This is a genomic window from Caballeronia sp. Lep1P3 (assembly GCF_022879595.1).
GTDB lineage: Bacteria > Pseudomonadota > Gammaproteobacteria > Burkholderiales > Burkholderiaceae > Caballeronia.
In genome coordinates this window covers 1,750,851-1,770,087 of the sequence record NZ_CP084265.1, presented here as the reverse complement: position 1 = coordinate 1,770,087, position 19,237 = coordinate 1,750,851, and the positions used below count along the sequence as shown (strand labels likewise).

Genomic DNA, 19,237 nt, shown 5'->3' with positions numbered 1-19,237 from the left:
TCCTGATTGCGCCCCTCGCCGGGGCGCTTTCCGTTTCCTGCGCGCCACCGCACGCTGCGCGCGGCCTATGCCGTCCGGCCGATGCCACGATTTACCGATCTTCTGAGACAATCGAACGGTCGGTTGACTGACTTACTTCATTCCCCGAAAGCCGCATGTCCGCAAAAACGAAAGCCGAATCCGCCGCGACCGCGCGGTCACACGCCGCCGTGCCGAGCGCCGACCGGCCGGCCGAGCGCGCGGCCTGGCTGCGCACGGAACTGGAGCGCGCGAACTACGCGTACTACGTGCTCGATCAGCCGGATTTGCCCGACGCCGAATACGACACGTTGTTCAAGGAACTGCAGAGCATCGAGGCGGAACATCCGGATCTCGTCACGCCGGATTCGCCCACTCAGCGCGTCGGTGGGAAAGTCGCCGAGGGCTTTGCGCCGGTCGTCCATGACGTGCCCATGCTCTCGCTCAACAACGGTTTTGCGGACGAAGACATCGCCGCGTTCGACAAACGCGTATCGGACGCGCTGGGAACCGCGCCGGTCGAATACGCATGCGAACTCAAGTTCGACGGCCTCGCAATCTCGCTGCGCTACGACGACGGCCGCTTCGTGCAGGCTTCGACGCGCGGCGACGGCGCGACCGGCGAAGACGTCACCGCGAACGTACGCACGATCCGCTCGATCCCGCTCACGCTGAAAGGCGCGCGCGCGCCGAAGCGCGTCGACGTGCGCGGCGAAGTGCTTATGTTCAAGCGCGACTTCGAGCGTCTGAACGCGCGCCAGCGCGATGCCGGGCAACGCGAGTTCGCCAATCCGCGCAACGCGGCGGCGGGCAGCCTGCGCCAGCTCGACCCACGGATGACCGCGCAGCGGCCGCTGTCGTTTTTTGCGTATGGCATCGGCGTGCTCGAAGGCGCTGAAATGCCGGACACGCACGCGGCGCTGCTCGACTGGTACAAGGAAATGGGCCTGCCGGTGAACGCGGAGCGCGCCGTCGTGCAAGGCGCCGAAGGCTTGCTCGGCTTTTATCGCAAGACGGGCGAGAAGCGCGAGAAACTGCCTTACGACATCGACGGCGTCGTCTACAAGGTGAATCGTCGCGAGGAGCAGGAGCGGCTCGGCTTCGTCTCGCGCGCGCCGCGTTTCGCGCTCGCGCACAAATTTCCGGCGCAGGAAGCGCTCACTCAGCTGCTCGCCATCGACGTGCAGGTCGGCCGCACGGGTGCCATCACGCCGGTCGCGCGCCTCGCGCCGGTGTTCGTCGGCGGCGCGACCGTGACGAACGCCACGCTGCACAACGAAGACGAAGTGCGGCGCAAGGACATTCGCATCGGCGATACGGTCACGGTGCGTCGCGCGGGCGACGTGATTCCCGAAGTCGTCGGCGCGCTTCTCGATCGCCGTCCCGCCGATGCGCGCGAGTTCGTGATGCCGACCGAATGCCCGGTCTGCGGCTCGAAGATAGAGCGGCTGCCGGACGAATCGGTGGCGCGCTGCACGGGCGGGCTTTTTTGTCCGGCGCAGCGCAAGCAGGCGCTCTGGCACTTCGCGCAGCGCCGCGCGCTCGATATCGACGGTCTCGGCGAAAAAATCATCGATCAACTGGTCGAGCAGAATCTGGTTCGCACGCCGGCCGACCTCTTCCATCTCGGCTTCTCGACGCTCGCGGCGCTCGACCGTTTCGCCGACAAATCGGCGCAGAATCTGCTGGGTTCACTCGAGAAGGCGCGCCATACGACGCTCGCGCGTTTCATTTACGCGCTCGGCATTCGGCATGTGGGCGAATCGACGGCGAAGGATCTCGCGAAGCACTTCGGATCGCTCGATCCGATCGTTTCGGCGTCCGTCGAGCAGTTGCTGGAAGTGAACGATGTCGGGCCGGTGGTCGCTGAGGCCATCCATAATTTCTTCAGCGAAGCGCACAACCAGCATGTCATCGAGCAGTTGCGCATGAAGGTGTCGTGGCCGGAGGGACCGCCCGCGCCGAAAGCGCCGCAGGGCGCGCTGGCCGGCAAGACCGTCGTGCTGACGGGCACGTTGCCGACGCTTTCGCGGGAAGAAGCGAAGGAAATGCTGGAAGCGGCCGGCGCGAAAGTGTCCGGCTCCGTATCGAAAAAGACCGACTACGTCGTGGCGGGCGCCGAAGCGGGCAGCAAACTCGCGAAGGCGGAGGAACTCGGGGTTCCCGTTGTCGACGAAGACGGCATGAAGAAGCTTTTGGAAGGAGTCACGCCATGATCCGAGAAATCCTGAAGATGGGCGATCCGCGCCTGTTGCGCATTGCTCAGCCTGTCGAACATTTCGACACGCCGGAACTGCACACGCTCGTGCAGGACATGTTCGACACGATGCGCGACGCGAACGGCGCGGGGCTCGCGGCACCGCAGATCGGTGTCGACCTGCAGGTCGTCATCTTCGGTTTCGGACACAACGAGCGTTATCCCGACGCGCCGCCGGTGCCCGAGACGGTGCTCATCAACCCGATCATCACGCCGAACGGGCACGACATGGAGGAGGGCTGGGAAGGGTGCCTGTCCGTGCCGGGGCTGCGCGGCGCGGTGCAGCGGTTTTCCATGATCCGCTATCAGGGTTTCGATCAGTACGGCAACGCGATCGAGCGGCTCGCCGAAGGCTTTCACGCGCGCGTCGTGCAGCACGAGTGCGATCATCTGATCGGCAAGCTGTATCCCATGCGTATCACCGACTTCTCGAAGTTCGGGTTCACCGACGTGCTGTTTCCCGGACTCGACCCGGCGCGCGACGACTGACCGAAACGGCCGCGCAAGACTTTCTTTTGCGAGAGACCCGCTCCCCGCGAGCGGGTTTTTCTTTAGGCGAACGTTTTCGCGTTGCCGCTCGTATCGGGTTGGCGAAAGAGAGCGACATGCTCGGGCTTGGCCGAACCCTGCAGGCGCCCATTGGGCAGACGCGCGATCACCATTTCCCCAATGCCGGGACTCGTCACGACGACCTCGTCGCGCAGGGCGAGCAAGGCGTCGAGCCGTCGTTGGCCGCTGACGATTTCGAGACCGGTTCTCGTCTCGCGGATGATGATCTGTACTGACATCGTTATTCTCCTGAAGCCGTGCTGATTGCCAATGCTGTTGCGCGACGACGCCGACAGCCGCGCATCACGCGTCGCGTGCGGACCGCGGGAATCGCCGCCCACACTGATGCCTAACGGACGCGCGGGGCATTTTCTTTAGCCAGGATGCGGACAAAAAAACGGCGCCGTTCGCGTAAGCGAAAGCGCCGTTCGATGCAATCAGGCTTCGTCTTTTCGCGACGAACGGATGTTCGCCGCTCGCCGCGTCAGAAGGTCTCGTTCGGACCGAGATAGCGCCACTGGCCGGGCGGAAGGGCGCCGAGCGTGACGTGCCCCATGCGAATGCGCTTGAGCCCGACGACTTCCAGGCCGACGAGCTCGCACATGCGCCGAATCTGGCGCTTCTTGCCTTCGCGCAGCACGAAGCGAAGCTGCTCGCCGTTTTGCCAGCTCACCTGCGCGGTCTTGAGCGGCACGCCGTCGAGTTCCAGACCGTGACGCAGCAGCGCGAGCTTGTCTTCGGGGAAATGCCGGTCGATGTCGACGGTATGCTCGCCGTAACGCACGCGCACGAGGTATTCCTTGTCCACTTCCGAGTGCCCGCCGATCAGTTGCTTCGCGATGCGGCCGTCTTGCGTGAGGACGAGCAGCCCGGTCGAGTCGATATCGAGACGGCCGGCCGGCGCGAGCGTGCGCAAGTGTCCGGGCGCGAAGCGGATGCCCGCGCGGTCTTCGTCCCAATGGTTCGCGGGATTGACGAGCGTGACGGCGGGCTCGTACCCATCTTCGGCCTGGCCGGACACATAGCCGACCGGCTTGTGCAGAAGAATCGTGACCAGTTGCGATTGCGCCGAGCGTGCGGCGGGCAGCACCTCGATGTTCTGCTCGGGACGGATGCGCGTGCCGAGCGTGTCGATGACTTCGCCATCGACGAGCACCCAGCCTTTCTCGATCCATTCGTCCGCTTCCCGGCGCGAGCAGAGACCCATTTCCGACATGATCTTCGACAGGCGCACGAGGCCGTCGCCGTGCGCGTGGGCTTTGGGAGCTTGTGTCGTTGGACTGGCGCGGTCGGTGTCGTCGCGATGCGGCGCGCGTCCTTCGGGCGATTTGCGCGGACCGCGATCGCCGAATGCGGGGCGCGAATCGTCGCCGCGCGGCTTGAAAGGACGGCGTTCGTCGGAGCGGGAGTCGCGGTCGCCGCGAACGGGCGCGCGTCCTTCGGTCGAGTTGCGCGGACCGCGATCGCCGAAGGCGGGGCGCGAATCGTCGCCGCGCGGCTTGAAGGTGCGGCGTTCGTCGGAGCGGGAGTCGCGGTCGCCGCGAACGGGCGCGCGTCCTTCGGTCGAGTTGCGCGGACCGCGATCGCCGAAGGCGGGGCGCGAATCGTCGCCGCGCGGCTTGAAGGTGCGGCGTTCGTCGGAGCGGGAGTCACGGTCGCCGCGAACAGGCGCGCGTCCTTCGGTCGATTTGCGCGGGCCGCGATCGCCGAACGCGGGGCGTGCGTCGTCGCCGCGCGGCTTGAAAGGGCGGCGTTCGTCGGAGCGAGAGTCGCGCTCGCCGCGAACGGGCGCGCGTCCTTCGGTCGATTTACGCGGACCGCGATCGCCGAACGCGGGGCGCGAATCGTCGCCGCGCGGCTTGAGGGTGCGGCGTTCGTCGGAGCGGGAGTCGCGGTCGCCGCGATGCGGCGCGCGTCCTTCGGTCGAGTTGCGCGGACCGCGATCACCGAGCGCGGGGCGTGAATCGTCGCCGCGCGGCTTGAAGGTGCGGCGTTCGTCGGAGCGGGAGTCGCGGTCGCCGCGAACGGGCGCGCGTCCTTCGGTCGGTTTGCGCGGGCCGCGATCGCCGAAGCCCGCGCGCGAATCGTCGCCGCGCGGCTTGAAAGGGCGGCGTTCGTCGGAGCGAGAGTCGCGCTCGCCGCGAACAGGCGCGCGTCCTTCGGTCGATTTGCGCGGGCCGCGATCACCAAATGCCGGGCGGGAATCGTCGCCGCGCGACTTGAACGGCCGCCGTTCGTCGCTGCGGCCGGTGGACGTGCCACGCGCATCCGCGGGCTTTCCGCGTTTGACCGGCGCCTGCGCGGGCGGCTGTTCGCGCACCGGCTTGCGCCCGGTGGATGTGCCGGAGCGAACCGGCGATCGCGTCGCCGACGTGGGACGCGGATGTTTGGCTGTCAGTTTGACGCGCATAAAGTCTCAGGCTGCGATCGCGCGCAGCAGTTCGGTTTCGACCTGGATCTGGGTGCGGTTCGACGACAGGCTCTTGCCATCGAGCAGAAACACGTCTTCGACGCGTTCGCCGAGCGTGTTGATGCGCGCCGCCTGCACGCCGATCCGGTGTTGCGCGAGCACGCGCGCGATCGAATAAAGAAGGCCCTGCCGGTCGTTCGCCGACACGGACAGGATGTAGTACTGGCCACGCTCGTCGGGACGCAAGTCCACGCGCGGCGTGACCGGGAAAGTGCGCACGAGCCGCGACACACGGCCCTTCGACGGCTCCGGCAGAATGCTTTCGTCCGTCAGTCGCGCGCTCAGTTGCTGCTCGACGAGATTGGCGATGTCGCGATAACTTCCGTCGTGGTCCGGGTGCGCCACGAGAAAGTTGTCGAGCGCGTAGCCGTGGCGCGTGGTGGTGATGCGCGCATCGAGCACGGACAGGCCGTTCTTGTCGAAATACGCGCAGATGCCGGCGAAGAGGTCCGGCCGGTCCTTCACGTAGACGAGCACTTGCAGCGCCGCGCCGATGGGCGAGGGCCGGGCGCGCACGATCGGCGCTTCGCTTTCGACGTGCCGGTACAGCACGCGCGTCTGCCAAGCAATGTCCGCGGGATCGTGACGCAGGAAATAACCGACGTCGAGCTGGTCCCAAAGCCGCTTTTGCGCGCCTTCGGGCACCGTTTCGAGCCGCAGCAGCGCAAGCGCCGACTCCTGGCGCGACTTGAGTTCCGAATGCGCGTCCGGCTGCGCGCCGCCCAGCACGGCGAGCGTCGCGCGAAAGAGGTCCTCCAGCAGCTTGCCCTTCCAGTTGTTCCAGACTTTCGGGCTCGTGCCGCGAATGTCCGCCACCGTCAGGAGATAGAGCGCGGTCAGCCGCCGCTCGGTTTTCACGACCGACGCGAATTGCTTAATGACTTCGGGATCGCTCGTGTCCTGCTTCTGCGCGACGTGGCTCATCGTCAGATGCTGCTGCACGAGCCACACGACGAGTTCGGTGTCTTCGTGGCCGATCTCGTGCTCGCGGCAGAAGCGGCGCGCGTCAGCCATGCCGAGGGTCGAGTGGTCGCCGCCGCGTCCTTTCGCGATGTCATGAAAAAGCGCCGCCACGTAAAGCACCCACGGCCGCTCGAAGTTGCCCATCAACTGACTGCAGAACGGATACTCGTGCGCGTGTTCCGCAATGGCGAAGCGGCGCAGGTTGCGCAACACCATCAGGATGTGCTGATCGACCGTGTAGACGTGGTAGAGGTCGTGCTGCATCTGCCCGACGATGCGCCGGAAGTTGATCAGATACCGCCCGAGCACGCTCGTCTGATTCATGAGCCTGAGCGCATGCGTGATGCCCTCGGGCTGCTTGAGAATCTCCATGAATACGCGCCGGTTCTTCGGATCGCGCCGCCAGTTGCGGTCCATGAGATCGCGCGCGTTGTAGATCGCGCGCAGCGTGCGCGCCGACAGCCCCTTGACGCCGCGCGTCTGCTCGTAAAGCAGGAAGGCTTCGAGGATGGCGTGCGGCTCGCGCGCGAAGACGTCGTCGTCGGCGATTTCGAGCATGCCCTGCTTTTCGACGAAGCGCTCCGAAAGAACGCGCGTGACGCCCGAAGTCGACGGAAAAAGCTGGGCTTCGACGTTCTGAATCAGGATGGTCGCGAGTTGCGTGACCGCTTTGGCCGCCCAATAGTAGCGGCGCATCATCTGCTCGCTCGCGCGCTTGGCGGCGGTCGCGTTGAAGCCGAAGCTCTCGGCGAGCGGCGTCTGAAGATCGAATACGAGAATGTCCTGGCGACGCTTCGCGATCACATGCAGCCGCGCGCGCAGGCTTTTCAGAAAAGCCTCGTTGCGCCGAAGCTCGCGGGCTTCGCGCTCGGTGATGAGACCGCGCGCATCGAGTTCGCGCCAACTCGAACCGAAGCCCGCCGCGCGCGTGATCCAGAGAATCAGCTGCAAGTCGCGCAGCCCGCCGGGGCTTTCCTTGATGTTCGGCTCGAGGCTGTAGGGCGTGTCCTGAAACTTCGCGTGCCGCTGGCGCATTTCCAGCACTTTCGCCTGGAAAAAGCCGCGCGGGTCCAGCGTCTCGCGGTAGCGCTCCGCGAAGCGTCCGAAGAGCGCCGCGTCGCCGCAGATACGCCGCGCCTCGAGCAGCGACGTCAGCACCGTCACGTCGCTGGCTGCCTCGTCGATGCATTGCGCAACCGACCGGACGCTGCTGCCGATATCGAGCCCGAGGTCCCACGCCATGCCGATGAAGCGCTCGACGCGCGCGTCGATGCCGTCGATCGCCGCGTCGCCCGGCTGCGATGCGTCTGGAAGCAGCACGAGAATGTCGACGTCGGAGTAGGGCGCGAGTTCGCCGCGCCCGTAGCCGCCGACCGCGACGAGCGCGACCTCGGCCGGCATGTCGCATGCGGACCAGGCGCCTTTCAGGGCGTCGTCGGTCGCGCGGGCGAGCGCCTGCATCAACGGTTCGACGCTCGACGCCGTCCGGAAACGTTCGATGAGCGCGGCCTTCGCCGTCTTGTAGGCGGCGCGCAGCGTTTCGCAAGGCGTGGCGACGGCAGTGACGCTCATGGGGCGATAGAGACGAAGAGGTCCAGTAACGCGCCGGCCACTAGTGACGAACGGCGGGCGCAAGCAATAAGGCGAAGCGGGGTAATCAGGCCGTCGCCGCGATCAGTTGCGAGGGCGCCTGCGTGCCGGCCGACACGGTCAGCACTTCATAGCCCGTCGACGTGACGAGCACCGTGTGCTCCCATTGCGCCGACAGACTGCGATCGCGCGTCTTGACGGTCCACTGGTCGGGCATCGTGCGGATTTCGCGGCGGCCGGCGTTGATCATCGGCTCGACAGTGAAAATCATGCCCGGTTGCAGTTCGATGCCCGTGCCCGCGCGCCCGTAATGGAGCACTTGCGGCTCTTCGTGAAACACCTGGCCGATGCCGTGGCCGCAATATTCGCGCACGACGCTATAGCCTTGCGCTTCCGCATGCTTCTGAATAGCTGCGCCGATGTCGCCGAGATGCGCGCCCGGGCGCACCTGATCGATGCCGAGCCACATGCAGTCGAACGTCGTCTGCACGAGGCGCTTCGCCAGAATCGACCCTTCCCCGACGATGAACATGCGGCTCGTGTCGCCGAAATAGCCGTTCTTGATGACGGTGATGTCGATATTGAGCGCATCGCCGTTTTTCAGCACCTTCTCGCCGGGAATGCCGTGGCAGATGACGTCGTTCACCGAGATGCACGTCGCCTTCGGGTACGGCGGGTAGCCGGGCGGCTGATAATTCAGCGGTGCGGGAACCGTGCCCTGTTCCTTCACCATATATTCGTGGCAGAGGCGGTCGAGTTCCTCGGTCGTCACGCCGGGAACGATATGCGGCGTGATGAAATCGAGCACTTCGCTGGCGAGCCGGCAGGCGACGCGCATCTGCGCGATATCGTGATCGTTCTTGAACGTGATGGACATGACTTGGCTCGAAATGCGCAGGATTGGCGTGAGACGCGGACGCGAGCCGCGAAACCGGCATTATCGCACCTGGAAAGAGGTGGCGCAGGGCGTTCATGGCAAACCAACCCGCTGCTTGCGCTCATTCGGAAGCGGCAAGCGCCTTGAGCGGTGTAATCGTCACATGCTATACTCTTCGGCTAAGTCTTGGTCCATCCCGTATTGCTGCCGTGTGGCAAGGAAGCGGCAAAGAGCGGCAAAAAAGCGCGGCAGCCGCGCGGATGGCCCGGACTTCGGAAGCGCCGGTATTGTTCAGCGGCGCTTTTTTAGACACTCAAGCCGGCGCACCCAGGGTGTCCGGCGTCCGGGAAACGATTCCGGGCGCGGGATGCGGCAGCCGGCTTAAGACCCAACCCTCGCGGAGAATTTCATGGCAGTCACGATGCGTCAAATGCTGGAAGCCGGTGTCCACTTCGGTCACCAAACGCGCTTCTGGAACCCCAAGATGGCCCCGTACATCTTCGGTCATCGCAACAAGATTCACATCATCAACCTCGAAAAGACGCTGCCGCTCTACAACGACGCGCTGAAGTACGTGCGCCAGTTGGCAGCGAATCGCGGCACGATCCTTTTCGTCGGCACGAAGCGCCAGTCGCGCGACACCATCGCGCAAGAAGCAGCGCGCGCCGGCATGCCTTTCGTCAACGCCCGCTGGCTCGGCGGCATGATGACCAACTTCAAGACGCTGAAGGTCTCGATCAAGCGCCTGAAGGACATGGAAGCGGCGCTGGAATCGGGCGAAACCGAGCGCATGAGCAAGAAGGAAGCGCTTCTGTTCGAACGCGAAATGGTCAAGCTGCAAAAGTCGATCGGCGGCGTGAAGGACATGGGCGGCATTCCTGACGCAATGTTCGTCATCGACGTCGGCTATCACAAGATTGCCGTGACCGAAGCGAAGAAGCTCGGCATTCCGGTCATCGCCGTGGTCGACACGAACCACTCGCCGGAAGGCATCGACTACGTCATCCCGGGTAACGACGACGCGAGCAAGGCCGTGGCGCTGTACGCGCAAGGCGTGGCGGACGCGATCCTCGAAGGCCGCGCGAACGCGGTGAACGACGTCGTTCAGGCCGTGCGTAACGGTGAAGGCGACGAGTTCGTCGAGGTCAACGCAGAGGCGTAATCGCGCCCTGCGGCTGGCACAAAAGGGGGCTTTGCGAAAGGCCCCTTTTTTTTAAGCCGGCGCGATAGACATGCCATTTTTTTCTGCCGCGGCGAGCTGGAAGGCCGGCGGCACGTATCAAACAGACTCAAGGAGCGAATGATGGCGGCAATTACCGCAAGCATGGTGGCAGAACTGCGCGCGAAGACCGATGCGCCGATGATGGAATGCAAGAAGGCGCTGACCGAAGCCGATGGCGACATGGCGCGTGCTGAAGAGCTTCTGCGCGTGAAGCTCGGCAACAAGGCGAGCAAGGCGGCATCGCGCGTGACGGCTGAAGGCATCGTCGTCGCGCACGTCGAAGGCGGCGTGGGCGCACTCGTCGAGCTGAACTGCGAAACCGACTTCGTCGCGAAGAACGACGACTTCATGGCGTTCGCCAAGGGCATCGCCGCGCTCGTCGCGAAGAGCAATCCGGCCGACGTGGCCGCGCTGTCGGCGCTGCCGCTCGAAAGCACGACGGTCGACGCAGTGCGTCTCGCGCTCGTCGGTAAGATCGGCGAGAACCTGTCGATCCGCCGCTTCGTGCGCTTCGAAACCACGAACAAGCTCGCGTCGTACCTGCACGGCACGCGCATCGGCGTGCTGGTCGAGTTCACCGGCGCGGACGAGCAAGTCGGCAAGGACGTGGCGATGCACATCGCCGCGATGAAGCCGGTCTCGCTGTCGTCGGACGAAGTGCCGGCCGACCTGATCGCGAAGGAACGCAGCATCGCGGAGCAGAAAGCGGCAGAATCCGGCAAGCCGGCTGAAATCGTCGCAAAGATGGTCGACGGTTCCGTTCAGAAGTATCTGAAGGAAGTGTCGCTGCTGAACCAGCCGTTCGTGAAGAACGACAAGCAGACGATCGAGCAGATGCTGAAGGCGGCCAACGCGTCGGTGCAGAAGTTCGCGCTGTTCGTGGTGGGCGAGGGCATCGAAAAGCGCCAGGACGACTTCGCGGCGGAAGTGGCGGCTCAGGTCGCGGCGGCCAAGCAGTCGTAAGGCGTTCTGCGGCGCCTGCGCTGATTCAACGCAGCCAGGCGCTAAAGCAGTATTCGCGGCGGATTGCGTCCGCCGCAGCAGTGAAGCGATCGGATCGCATCGAACGGCGGGCGCGGCGAGTTCGGGTTTTCCCGTACGCGCCGCGCCCGTCGTCCCGACCGGGCCGCTTGCGGTAATGATTGTTTCACCCCTACAGTTCTACGTTGTTGCAACCCTCCTCGGCGCGATCGGAAACTCATATGCCCACAGCCTACAAACGCGTACTCCTCAAACTCTCCGGCGAAGCCCTGATGGGCGACGATGCTTTCGGCATCAATCGCGCAACGATCGAAAGGATGGTGGCGGACGTCGCTGAAGTGGTGCGGTTGGGCACGCAATTGGCCGTCGTGATCGGCGGCGGCAATATCTTTCGCGGCGTCGCGGGCGGCGCGGCCGGCATGGATCGCGCAACCGCGGATTACATGGGCATGCTCGCCACCATGATGAACGCGCTCGCGCTGCAGGACGCGATGCGTCATGCGGGCATCGAGGCGCGCGTGCAGTCGGCGCTGCGCATGGATCAGGTGGTCGAGCCGTATATTCGTCCGCGCGCCATTCGCCAGCTGGAAGAGGGCAAGGTCGTCATTTTCGCGGCCGGTACGGGCAACCCGTTTTTCACGACGGATACGGCGGCTGCGCTGCGCGGCTCGGAAATCGGCGCCGAAGTGGTGTTGAAGGCGACGAAGGTCGATGGCGTATACTCCGCCGACCCGAAGAAAGACCCGAGCGCGACGCGCTACAGCACGATCAGCTTCGACGAGGCGATCGGCCGCAATCTTCAGGTCATGGACGCCACCGCGTTCGCGCTGTGCCGCGACCAGAAGCTGCCGATCCGCGTGTTCTCGATCATGAAAGCGGGCGCGCTGAAGCGCATCGTGCAGGGCGACGACGAAGGCACGCTCGTGCATGTGTAAACTCTCGCGGTATCGGCGCGGCGCGCCGTGGCATGGGCCATGCGCGCAAGACGCAGCTATCGCAGGTAAAACTCAGGTTTGGAGGTTCAAATGAGTGTGGCTGACATTAAAAAGGGCGTCGACCAGAAGATGCAGCGGTCGATCGAAGCATTCAAGGCCGATCTCGCCAAGATCCGCACGGGCCGCGCGCATACTGGCCTGCTCGATCACATCCAGGTCGACTACTACGGCTCGAACGTGCCCATCTCGCAAGTGGCGAACATGACGCTCGTCGATGCCCGCACGATCGGCGTGCAGCCGTGGGAAAAGAAGATGGTCCCGGTCGTCGAGAAAGCGATCCGCGAATCGGATCTCGGGCTGAACCCGGCGACGCAGGGCGACTTGATCCGCGTGCCGATGCCCGCGCTCACCGAAGAGCGCCGCCGCGAGCTGACCAAGGTCGTGAAAAGCGAAGGCGAGTCGGCGAAAATCGCTGTGCGCAATCTGCGCCGCGACGCCAACGAGCAATTGAAAAAGCTCGTGAAGGACAAGGAAATCTCGGAAGACGACGAGCGCCGCGCAAGCGACGACGTGCAGAAGTTCACCGACAAGTTCGTCGCCGAAATCGACAAGCTCGTTCAGACGAAAGAAGCCGAAATCATGACGGTGTGAGGCCGTAACCGGTCCTGCCGGCCGCGCGCTCATGCCCGCAGGCTGGCGTTTCACTTCCCGTCGATTACAAGATTCAGCGGCCATGACCTATACCAGCTCTACCGTTCGCGTGCCCGATGTCGCGGCTGTCCCGCGCCACGTCGCGATCATCATGGACGGCAATGGCCGTTGGGCGACCGAGCGGCGTTTGCCGCGCGTCGCCGGTCATACGCGCGGCGTGGATGCCGTGCGCGCCACCGTCGAAAGCTGCGCGCGGCGCGGCGTCGAGTTCGTGACGCTCTTCGCGTTCAGTTCCGAGAACTGGCGCCGTCCAACGGAAGAAGTGTCGTTTCTGATGCGCCTGTTCGTGACCGCGCTCGAGCGCGAAATCGGCAAGCTGCACGCGAACGGCATCCGTCTGCGCGTGGTCGGCGACGTTGCGATGTTCGATGACCGCATCCGTGCGCTCATTCAGCGCGCCGAAACCAAGACCGCACGCAATACGCGCCTGACGCTCACCATCGCCGCCAATTACGGCGGGCGCTGGGACATCATGCAGGCGACGAAAAAGCTCATCGCGCAATCGCTCGAACAGGGCACGCCCGCGCGCGTGGACGACGAGTCCTTTGCCGAACATCTCGCGATGGCTTACGCGCCCGAGCCGGATCTCTTCATCCGCACGGGCGGCGAGCAGCGCATCAGCAATTTCCTGCTGTGGCAGCTTGCCTACACCGAGTTCTATTTCACCGATACCTACTGGCCCGATTTCGACGCCGACGCGCTCGACCGCGCGATCGCATCGTATGGCGACCGTGAGCGCCGCTTCGGGCGCACCAGCGCGCAACTCGCTTCCCAATCGCAGAAGGCCGACACCCTTTCATGCTAAAGACGCGTGTCATCACGGCAATCGTCCTCCTCGCGATCCTCGTGCCAGTCACGCTGTTTGCGCCGATCGGCGCCTTCGGCGCGCTGATCGGGTTCGTCGTCGTGTTCGCGGCGTGGGAGTGGGGGCGCCTGCTCAAGCTCAACGGCGCCGGCCCGGTGGCTTATGCGCTGGTCGCGGGACTCGCACTCATTTTCAGCACCTATCTCGGCGTCGCGCCGAAAGCGGTGTTTCAGATGGCCGCGATTTTCTGGGTGCTGGCGGGGCCTTATGCGCTCTTGCGTAAGCCGGTGCTCGCGGGCGGCGCGTGGCGCGCATTTTTGCTGTTCGCCGGGATCGTCGTGTTCGTCGCGTGCTGGCACGCCGTTGTCGCGGCGCGCACGGTCGGCGTGGCTTTTGTGCTATCGCTTCTACTAGTCGTCTGGCTGGCGGACATAGGCGCATACTTCGCCGGAAAAGCATTGGGCCGCCACAAGCTCGCGCCGTCGATCAGTCCCGGCAAAACGTGGGAAGGCGCAATGGGCGGCTGGTTGGCCGTCATGGTGATCGGCTCGCTGGCTGCCGCCACCGGCCTGTACGCGCCGACTTTGTTCACCGCATTCGTCGGACATCTCGGCTGGGCGCGCGCGCTGGTCGCGCTGACCGTGCTCGTCGCGTTCAGCGTGGTCGGCGATCTGTTCGAATCGCTCCTGAAGCGCCAGGCGGGCGTGAAGGATTCGAGCGGTCTTCTGCCCGGCCACGGCGGGGTGCTCGACCGCATCGACGCACTATTGCCTGTATTGCCGATTGCCTTGTTGATGCTCGGCTGATTCGGCTAGAGAAGAATTCATGCAAAAACGTCTTACATTGCTCGGCTCCACGGGCTCGATCGGCGACAGCACGCTCGACGTCGTGGCGCGGCATCCCGACCGGTTCTCGGTCTACGCGCTCACCGCTCACCGAAACGGCGACAAGCTCGTCGCGCAATGCTTGCGATTTGCGCCCGAAGTGGCGGTCGTCGGCGACGCCGAAACCGCCGCGCGCGTGGCCGCGGCATTGCGCGCGGCCGGCTGCAAGACCGAGGTGACGCACGGTCCCGACGCGCTCGTCGACGTGGCGCGTTCTTCGCAGTGCGATACGGTCGTCGCGGCGATCGTCGGCGCAGCGGGCCTCGCGCCCAGTCTCGCGGCAGCCCGCGCCGGCAAGCGCATTTTGCTGGCGAACAAGGAAGCGCTCGTCATGTCCGGGCAGATCTTCATGGACGCGGTGCGCGACAACGGCGCCGTCCTGCTGCCGGTCGACAGCGAGCACAACGCCGTGTTCCAGTGCCTGCCGCCTTGCGGCGAGAAGGAGGCGCAACTCCACGGCGGTGTCTCCAAGATCATTCTGACCGCGTCGGGCGGCCCGTTCCGCACGCGTGAGCCGGCCACGCTCGTCGACGTCACGCCCGACGAAGCCTGCAAGCATCCGAACTGGGCGATGGGCCGCAAAATCTCCGTCGATTCCGCGACGATGATGAACAAGGGTCTGGAAGTGATCGAAGCGCACTGGCTCTTCAATGTGCCCGGTTCGCGCATCGAAGTGCTGATTCATCCTCAGAGCGTGATCCATTCGATGGTGTCCTACGCCGACGGCTCCGTGCTCGCGCAGCTCGGCAATCCGGACATGCGCACGCCCATCGCGCACGCGCTGGCGTTCCCTGAGCGCGTCGATTCGGGCGTCGCGCCGCTCGACCTGGCGCAAATCGCATCGCTCACGTTCGAGAAGCCGGACTTCGCGCGCTTTCCGTGCCTCGCGCTTGCCATCGAAGCGCTCGAAGCGGGCGGCACCGCGAGCGCCGCACTGAACGCCGCGAACGAAATCGCCGTCGAAGCCTTCCTCGCGCGCCGCATCGGATTCATGTCGATCGGCGGCGTCGTGGAGCGCGTGCTGAACGCGCTGCCGAACGCGAGCGCCGCCACGCTCGACGACGTCATCGCCGCCGATGCGAACGCGCGCCGTCTCGCGTCCGGTTTCGTCGCGGAACTCACTGCGAGCGCGTCCGGCGCCGAACCCATCGCCCATTGAGGCCGTCATGAACTTCCTGACCGAAATCGTCGCCTTCGTCGTCGCGATAGGCGTGCTCGTCGTCGTCCACGAATTCGGTCACTACAGCGTCGCCCGAATGTGCGGCGTGAAGGTGCTGCGCTTTTCGGTGGGCTTCGGCAAGCCGCTCGTGCGCTGGGTCAGCAGGAAAACGGGCGTCGAATGGACGATCTCCGCGCTGCCGCTCGGCGGCTACGTGAAGATGCTCGACGAGCGCGAAGCGGAAGACGGCATTGCGCCGGAAGACCTGCCGCGCGCGTTCAACCGGCAGCCGGTCATCAAGCGCATCGCCATCGTCGTGGCTGGACCGGCCGCGAATTTTCTGCTCGCGATCGCGCTCTTTTCCGCGGTGTTCGCGGGCGGCGTGACGGAGCCGCAGGCGATTGTCTCCGCGCCCGCGCCCGGCACGGCAGCCGCGCGCGCAGGCTTCGAAGGCGGCGAGAAGATCGTGTCGATGCGCGATTCGCAAGGCGGCGAGACACACCCCATCCGCTCGTGGTCCGACCTGCGCTGGAAGCTGCTCGATGCGTCGTTCGATCATCGGCGCATCGTGCTGACGGCGAAGACGCACGAAGGCACGTTCGACTTTCCGGTCAGCGTCGCGGGCATCACCGACCCGGACGCCGATCAGGACTTCATGGACAAGCTCGGCTTTGCGCCGGGCGGCGGCACGCTGACGGTCGCGGGCGTCGAGCCGGGCAGCGCGGCGCAGAAGAGCGGGCTCGCCGCCGGCGACAAGCTGCGCGCGATCGACGGCCGCGCGGTCGATAACGCCACGAGCTTCATCGACTACGTGAAGGCGCACGGCGGCAAACCAGTCACGCTTCTGATCGAACGCGGCGCGGGCAACGGCATCAAAAGCGAGTCGGTGCAGATCGTGCCGGACGTGAAACGCGACGCGTCGACGGGCAAAGACATCGGGCGCATCGGCGCGGCGCTCGCCAACCAGTTGCCGACGGTCGACGTGCGTTACGGCCCGATCGAAAGCCTGCGTCTCGGCGTGAACCGCACATGGGACATCAGCGTGTACTCGCTGCGCATGTTCGGGCGGATGATCGTCGGGGAAGCGTCGCTCAAGAACCTCTCAGGGCCCGTGACCATCGCGGACTACGCGGGCAAGAGCGCGCGGCTCGGCGTGACGGCGTTCGTGTCGTTTCTGGCGCTCGTGAGCATCAGTCTGGGTGTGTTGAACTTGTTACCGATTCCGGTTCTGGACGGTGGGCATCTGTTATATTATTTGGTTGAAGCCGTTACCGGCAAGGCGGTGTCCGATCGCTGGCAGCTGGTTCTGCAGCGGGCGGGGTTGGTCTGCATCGTCGCTCTGTCGATGATCGCGCTGTTCAACGACCTCACGCGCCTGATCCGTTTCTGATCCACTTTGATAATTTCTGGCGGCGCTCGCGAAGCGCCCGCCGGAACGAATGCAGCTTTAATACTGGGGAAGCACGTTGTTCAAACCTCATCGCTTTGTTCCTAAGTCGGCTGTGGCCGCGGCGCTCGCCGCAACGGGCATGGCGGCACACGCCACCACGCCGTTCGTCGTGCAGGATATCCGGATCGAAGGTCTTCAACGCATCGAGCCGGGCTCCGTATTCGCTTACCTGCCGATCAAGCAAGGCGACACGTTCACCGACGACAAGGCCTCCGAAGCGATTCGCGCGCTGTACGCAACGGGCTTCTTCAACGACGTCCAGGTCGCAACGGAAGGCAACGTCGTGGTGGTGCAGGTACAGGAGCGGCCGGCCATCTCGGACATCGAATTCTCGGGCCTGCACGAATTCGACAAAGATACGATCACCAAGGCGCTGCGTTCGGTGGGTCTCTCGCAGGGCCGCTCGTACGACAAGTCGCTGCTCGACAAGGCCGAGCAGGAACTCAAGCGCCAGTACCTGACGCGCGGCTACTACGCGGCGGAAGTCACGACGACGGTCACGCCGGTGGACCGCAACCGCGTGTCGATTCTTTTCTCGGTGGCCGAAGGCCCGAGCGCGAAGATTCGCCAGATCAACTTCGTCGGCAACAAGGCGGTCAGCACGGGCACGCTGCTCGGCGAGATGCAGCTTTCGACGCCGAACTGGTTCTCCTGGTACACCAAGAGCGATCTCTACGCGAAAGAGAAACTGACGGGCGACCTCGAGAACGTCCGCTCGTATTATCTGAATCACGGCTACCTGGAGTTCAGCATCGACTCCACGCAGGTGTCGATTTCGCCGGACAAGAAGGACATGTACCTGACGGTCGCCGTGCACGAAGGCGAGCCGTACAAGGTCAGCAGCGTGAAGCTCTCGGGCAATCTGCTCGACCGCGAAGCCGAGCTCAACAAGCTCATCACCGTGAAGCCGGGGCAACTGTTCTCGGCTGAAAAGCTGCAGGCCACCACGAAGGCCATCGTCGACAAGCTCGGCGAATACGGCTATGCGTTCGCTCAGGTCAACGCGCAGCCGGAGATCGACCAGGCGCATCACACCGTGGCGCTGACGCTGCAGGTGGACCCGAGCCGCCGCGTGTATGTGCGTCGCGTGAACATCGTCGGCAATACGCGCACGCGCGATGAAGTGGTGCGCCGCGAAATGCGCCAGCTCGAAAGCTCCTGGTTCGATTCGAGCCGCCTCGCGCTGTCGAAGGACCGCGTCAATCGTCTCGGCTACTTCACGGACGTGGATGTCACCACGTCGCCGGTCGAAGGCACGAACGACCAGGTGGACGTCGACGTCAAGGTGGCCGAAAAGCCGACCGGCGCGATCACGCTGGGCGCGGGCTTCTCGTCGACGGACAAGGTGGTGCTCTCGGCGGGCGTGTCGCAGGACAACGTGTTCGGTTCGGGCACGAGCCTTTCCGTCAACGTGAATACGGCGAAGACGTACCGCACGCTGACCGTCACGCAAGTCGATCCGTACTTCACCATCGACGGCATCAAGCGCATTACGGACGCCTACTACCGCACGTATCAGCCGCTCTACTACTCGACGGATTCGAGCTTCAAGATCGTGACGATGGGCGCCGACACGAAGTTCGGCATCCCGTTCTCGGAGCAGGACACGGTGTTCTTCGGCGTTGGCGCCGAGCAGAACACGATGGACACCGATTCGTCGACGCCGCAGTCGTACATCAACTACGTCCACGAGTTCGGACGCGTGGTGAACAACTATCCGTTGACGGTGGGCTGGTCGCGCGACAATCGCGACAGCGCGCTGGTTCCGAGCCGCGGGTACTACCTGCAGTCGAACGCGGAATACGGCACGCCGCTCGGCAACACGACCTACGCGAAGTTCGACGCGCAGTTCCAGTACTACTACTCGTTCGCGCGCGGCTTCGTGCTCGGCTTCAACCTGCAAGGCGGCTACGGCAAGGGCCTGGACGGGCAGACGTACCCTATCTTCAAGAACTACTACGCGGGCGGTATCGGTTCGGTGCGCGGCTACTCGCCGAGTTCGCTCGGTCCGCGCGACTCGAAGACGAACGACCCGATCGGCGGTTCGCGCATGGCGGTCGGCAATATCGAACTGACGTTCCCGTTGCCGGGCACGGGCTACGACCGCACGCTGCGCGTGTTCACGTTCCTCGATGCCGGTAACGTCTGGGGCGATCCGAACCAGGGCGGCACGACTTCGGGCGCGAACGGGCTGCGCTACGGCTACGGTCTGGGTCTCGCGTGGATTTCGCCGATCGGCCCGCTGAAACTGAGCCTCGGCTTCCCGCTGCAGAAGCATACGGGCGACCAGTACCAGAAGTTCCAGTTCCAGATCGGTACAGCGTTCTAAGCGGACGCGTGACGCGAACGAACTTCATTATTTCGAC

General features: G+C 64.7%; 15 protein-coding genes. 11 read left to right on the top strand and 4 right to left on the bottom strand.

Going from position 1 to position 19,237, the window contains the following annotated elements:
• Positions 1 to 155: 155 nt before the first annotated feature.
• Entirely contained in the window at positions 156 to 2,234 is a 2,079-nt protein-coding gene (gene ligA, locus LDZ27_RS08335; protein WP_244813650.1) for an NAD-dependent DNA ligase LigA, read from the top strand.
• Complete coding sequence (def, locus tag LDZ27_RS08330) at positions 2,231 to 2,764, top strand: peptide deformylase (protein WP_244813649.1); 534 nt, start codon at positions 2,231 to 2,233, stop codon at positions 2,762 to 2,764. Before ligA ends, def begins: the two co-directional genes overlap by 4 nt.
• A gap of 62 nt (positions 2,765 to 2,826) precedes the next feature.
• Here def and LDZ27_RS08325 read toward each other — a convergent pair whose 3' ends face one another.
• The 4 genes from LDZ27_RS08325 to map all read right to left on the bottom strand — a co-directional run bounded on the left by LDZ27_RS08325 (position 2,827) and on the right by map (position 8,724).
• On the bottom strand, positions 2,827 to 3,063 hold the full coding sequence (locus LDZ27_RS08325) for a hypothetical protein (protein ID WP_244813648.1): 237 nt from the start codon (positions 3,061 to 3,063) through the stop codon (positions 2,827 to 2,829).
• Between the two features lie 245 nt (positions 3,064 to 3,308).
• Positions 3,309 to 5,234 (bottom strand): pseudouridine synthase, encoded by a 1,926-nt coding sequence (locus LDZ27_RS08320; RefSeq protein WP_244813647.1) that lies wholly within the window; start codon positions 5,232 to 5,234, stop codon positions 3,309 to 3,311.
• Positions 5,235 to 5,240: 6 nt separating this feature from the next.
• A complete protein-coding gene (locus LDZ27_RS08315; RefSeq protein ID WP_244813646.1) occupies positions 5,241 to 7,829 on the bottom strand; it encodes a [protein-PII] uridylyltransferase in 2,589 nt (862 codons plus the stop codon).
• 85 nt (positions 7,830 to 7,914) lie between these two features.
• Positions 7,915 to 8,724, bottom strand: a complete 810-nt coding sequence (gene map, locus LDZ27_RS08310; RefSeq protein WP_244813645.1) for a type I methionyl aminopeptidase — start codon at positions 8,722 to 8,724, stop codon at positions 7,915 to 7,917.
• A 409-nt stretch (positions 8,725 to 9,133) separates the two neighbouring features.
• Between map and rpsB the strand changes: the two genes are divergently transcribed.
• From rpsB to bamA, 9 genes are all read left to right on the top strand, one after another.
• The gene (gene rpsB, locus LDZ27_RS08305) at positions 9,134 to 9,886 is read left to right on the top strand and encodes a 30S ribosomal protein S2 (RefSeq protein ID WP_008350088.1); all 753 of its coding nucleotides are present in this window, start codon (positions 9,134 to 9,136) and stop codon (positions 9,884 to 9,886) included.
• Positions 9,887 to 10,027: 141 nt separating this feature from the next.
• Positions 10,028 to 10,909 (top strand): translation elongation factor Ts, encoded by an 882-nt coding sequence (gene tsf / locus LDZ27_RS08300; RefSeq protein WP_244816090.1) that lies wholly within the window; start codon positions 10,028 to 10,030, stop codon positions 10,907 to 10,909.
• Between the two features lie 239 nt (positions 10,910 to 11,148).
• Positions 11,149 to 11,862, top strand: a complete 714-nt coding sequence (pyrH, locus tag LDZ27_RS08295) for a UMP kinase (RefSeq protein ID WP_244813644.1) — start codon at positions 11,149 to 11,151, stop codon at positions 11,860 to 11,862.
• A gap of 90 nt (positions 11,863 to 11,952) precedes the next feature.
• Positions 11,953 to 12,513 carry a ribosome recycling factor gene (gene frr / locus LDZ27_RS08290; RefSeq protein ID WP_035969503.1) on the top strand — a complete coding sequence of 187 codons (561 nt, stop codon included), beginning with the start codon at positions 11,953 to 11,955 and terminating at the stop codon, positions 12,511 to 12,513.
• An 82-nt stretch (positions 12,514 to 12,595) separates the two neighbouring features.
• On the top strand, positions 12,596 to 13,378 hold the full coding sequence (gene uppS / locus LDZ27_RS08285; RefSeq protein ID WP_244813643.1) for a polyprenyl diphosphate synthase: 783 nt from the start codon (positions 12,596 to 12,598) through the stop codon (positions 13,376 to 13,378).
• The gene (locus LDZ27_RS08280) at positions 13,372 to 14,184 is read left to right on the top strand and encodes a phosphatidate cytidylyltransferase (RefSeq protein ID WP_244813642.1); all 813 of its coding nucleotides are present in this window, start codon (positions 13,372 to 13,374) and stop codon (positions 14,182 to 14,184) included. Before uppS ends, LDZ27_RS08280 begins: the two co-directional genes overlap by 7 nt.
• A 19-nt stretch (positions 14,185 to 14,203) precedes the next feature.
• Positions 14,204 to 15,421: a 1-deoxy-D-xylulose-5-phosphate reductoisomerase gene (locus LDZ27_RS08275; RefSeq protein WP_244813641.1), complete on the top strand. Its 1,218-nt coding sequence runs from the start codon at positions 14,204 to 14,206 to the stop codon at positions 15,419 to 15,421.
• Positions 15,422 to 15,428: 7 nt separating this feature from the next.
• A complete protein-coding gene (gene rseP / locus LDZ27_RS08270; protein WP_244813640.1) occupies positions 15,429 to 16,811 on the top strand; it encodes an RIP metalloprotease RseP in 1,383 nt (460 codons plus the stop codon).
• Positions 16,812 to 16,887: 76 nt separating this feature from the next.
• The gene (gene bamA, locus LDZ27_RS08265) at positions 16,888 to 19,200 is read left to right on the top strand and encodes an outer membrane protein assembly factor BamA (RefSeq protein WP_244813639.1); all 2,313 of its coding nucleotides are present in this window, start codon (positions 16,888 to 16,890) and stop codon (positions 19,198 to 19,200) included.
• Positions 19,201 to 19,237 lie beyond the last annotated feature (37 nt).

Bases quoted from the DNA above. Each gene is read 5' to 3' on its own strand.
- ligA (WP_244813650.1), top strand. From the start codon at position 156: ATGTCCGCAAAAACGAAAGCCGAATCCGCCGCGACCGCGCGGTCACAC.
- def (WP_244813649.1), top strand. From the start codon at position 2,231: ATGATCCGAGAAATCCTGAAGATGGGCGATCCGCGCCTGTTGCGCATT.
- LDZ27_RS08325 (WP_244813648.1), bottom strand. From the start codon at position 3,063: ATGTCAGTACAGATCATCATCCGCGAGACGAGAACCGGTCTCGAAATC.
- LDZ27_RS08320 (WP_244813647.1), bottom strand. From the start codon at position 5,234: ATGCGCGTCAAACTGACAGCCAAACATCCGCGTCCCACGTCGGCGACG.
- LDZ27_RS08315 (WP_244813646.1), bottom strand. From the start codon at position 7,829: ATGAGCGTCACTGCCGTCGCCACGCCTTGCGAAACGCTGCGCGCCGCC.
- map (WP_244813645.1), bottom strand. From the start codon at position 8,724: ATGTCCATCACGTTCAAGAACGATCACGATATCGCGCAGATGCGCGTC.
- rpsB (WP_008350088.1), top strand. From the start codon at position 9,134: ATGGCAGTCACGATGCGTCAAATGCTGGAAGCCGGTGTCCACTTCGGT.
- tsf (WP_244816090.1), top strand. From the start codon at position 10,028: ATGGCGGCAATTACCGCAAGCATGGTGGCAGAACTGCGCGCGAAGACC.
- pyrH (WP_244813644.1), top strand. From the start codon at position 11,149: ATGCCCACAGCCTACAAACGCGTACTCCTCAAACTCTCCGGCGAAGCC.
- frr (WP_035969503.1), top strand. From the start codon at position 11,953: ATGAGTGTGGCTGACATTAAAAAGGGCGTCGACCAGAAGATGCAGCGG.
- uppS (WP_244813643.1), top strand. From the start codon at position 12,596: ATGACCTATACCAGCTCTACCGTTCGCGTGCCCGATGTCGCGGCTGTC.
- LDZ27_RS08280 (WP_244813642.1), top strand. From the start codon at position 13,372: ATGCTAAAGACGCGTGTCATCACGGCAATCGTCCTCCTCGCGATCCTC.
- LDZ27_RS08275 (WP_244813641.1), top strand. From the start codon at position 14,204: ATGCAAAAACGTCTTACATTGCTCGGCTCCACGGGCTCGATCGGCGAC.
- rseP (WP_244813640.1), top strand. From the start codon at position 15,429: ATGAACTTCCTGACCGAAATCGTCGCCTTCGTCGTCGCGATAGGCGTG.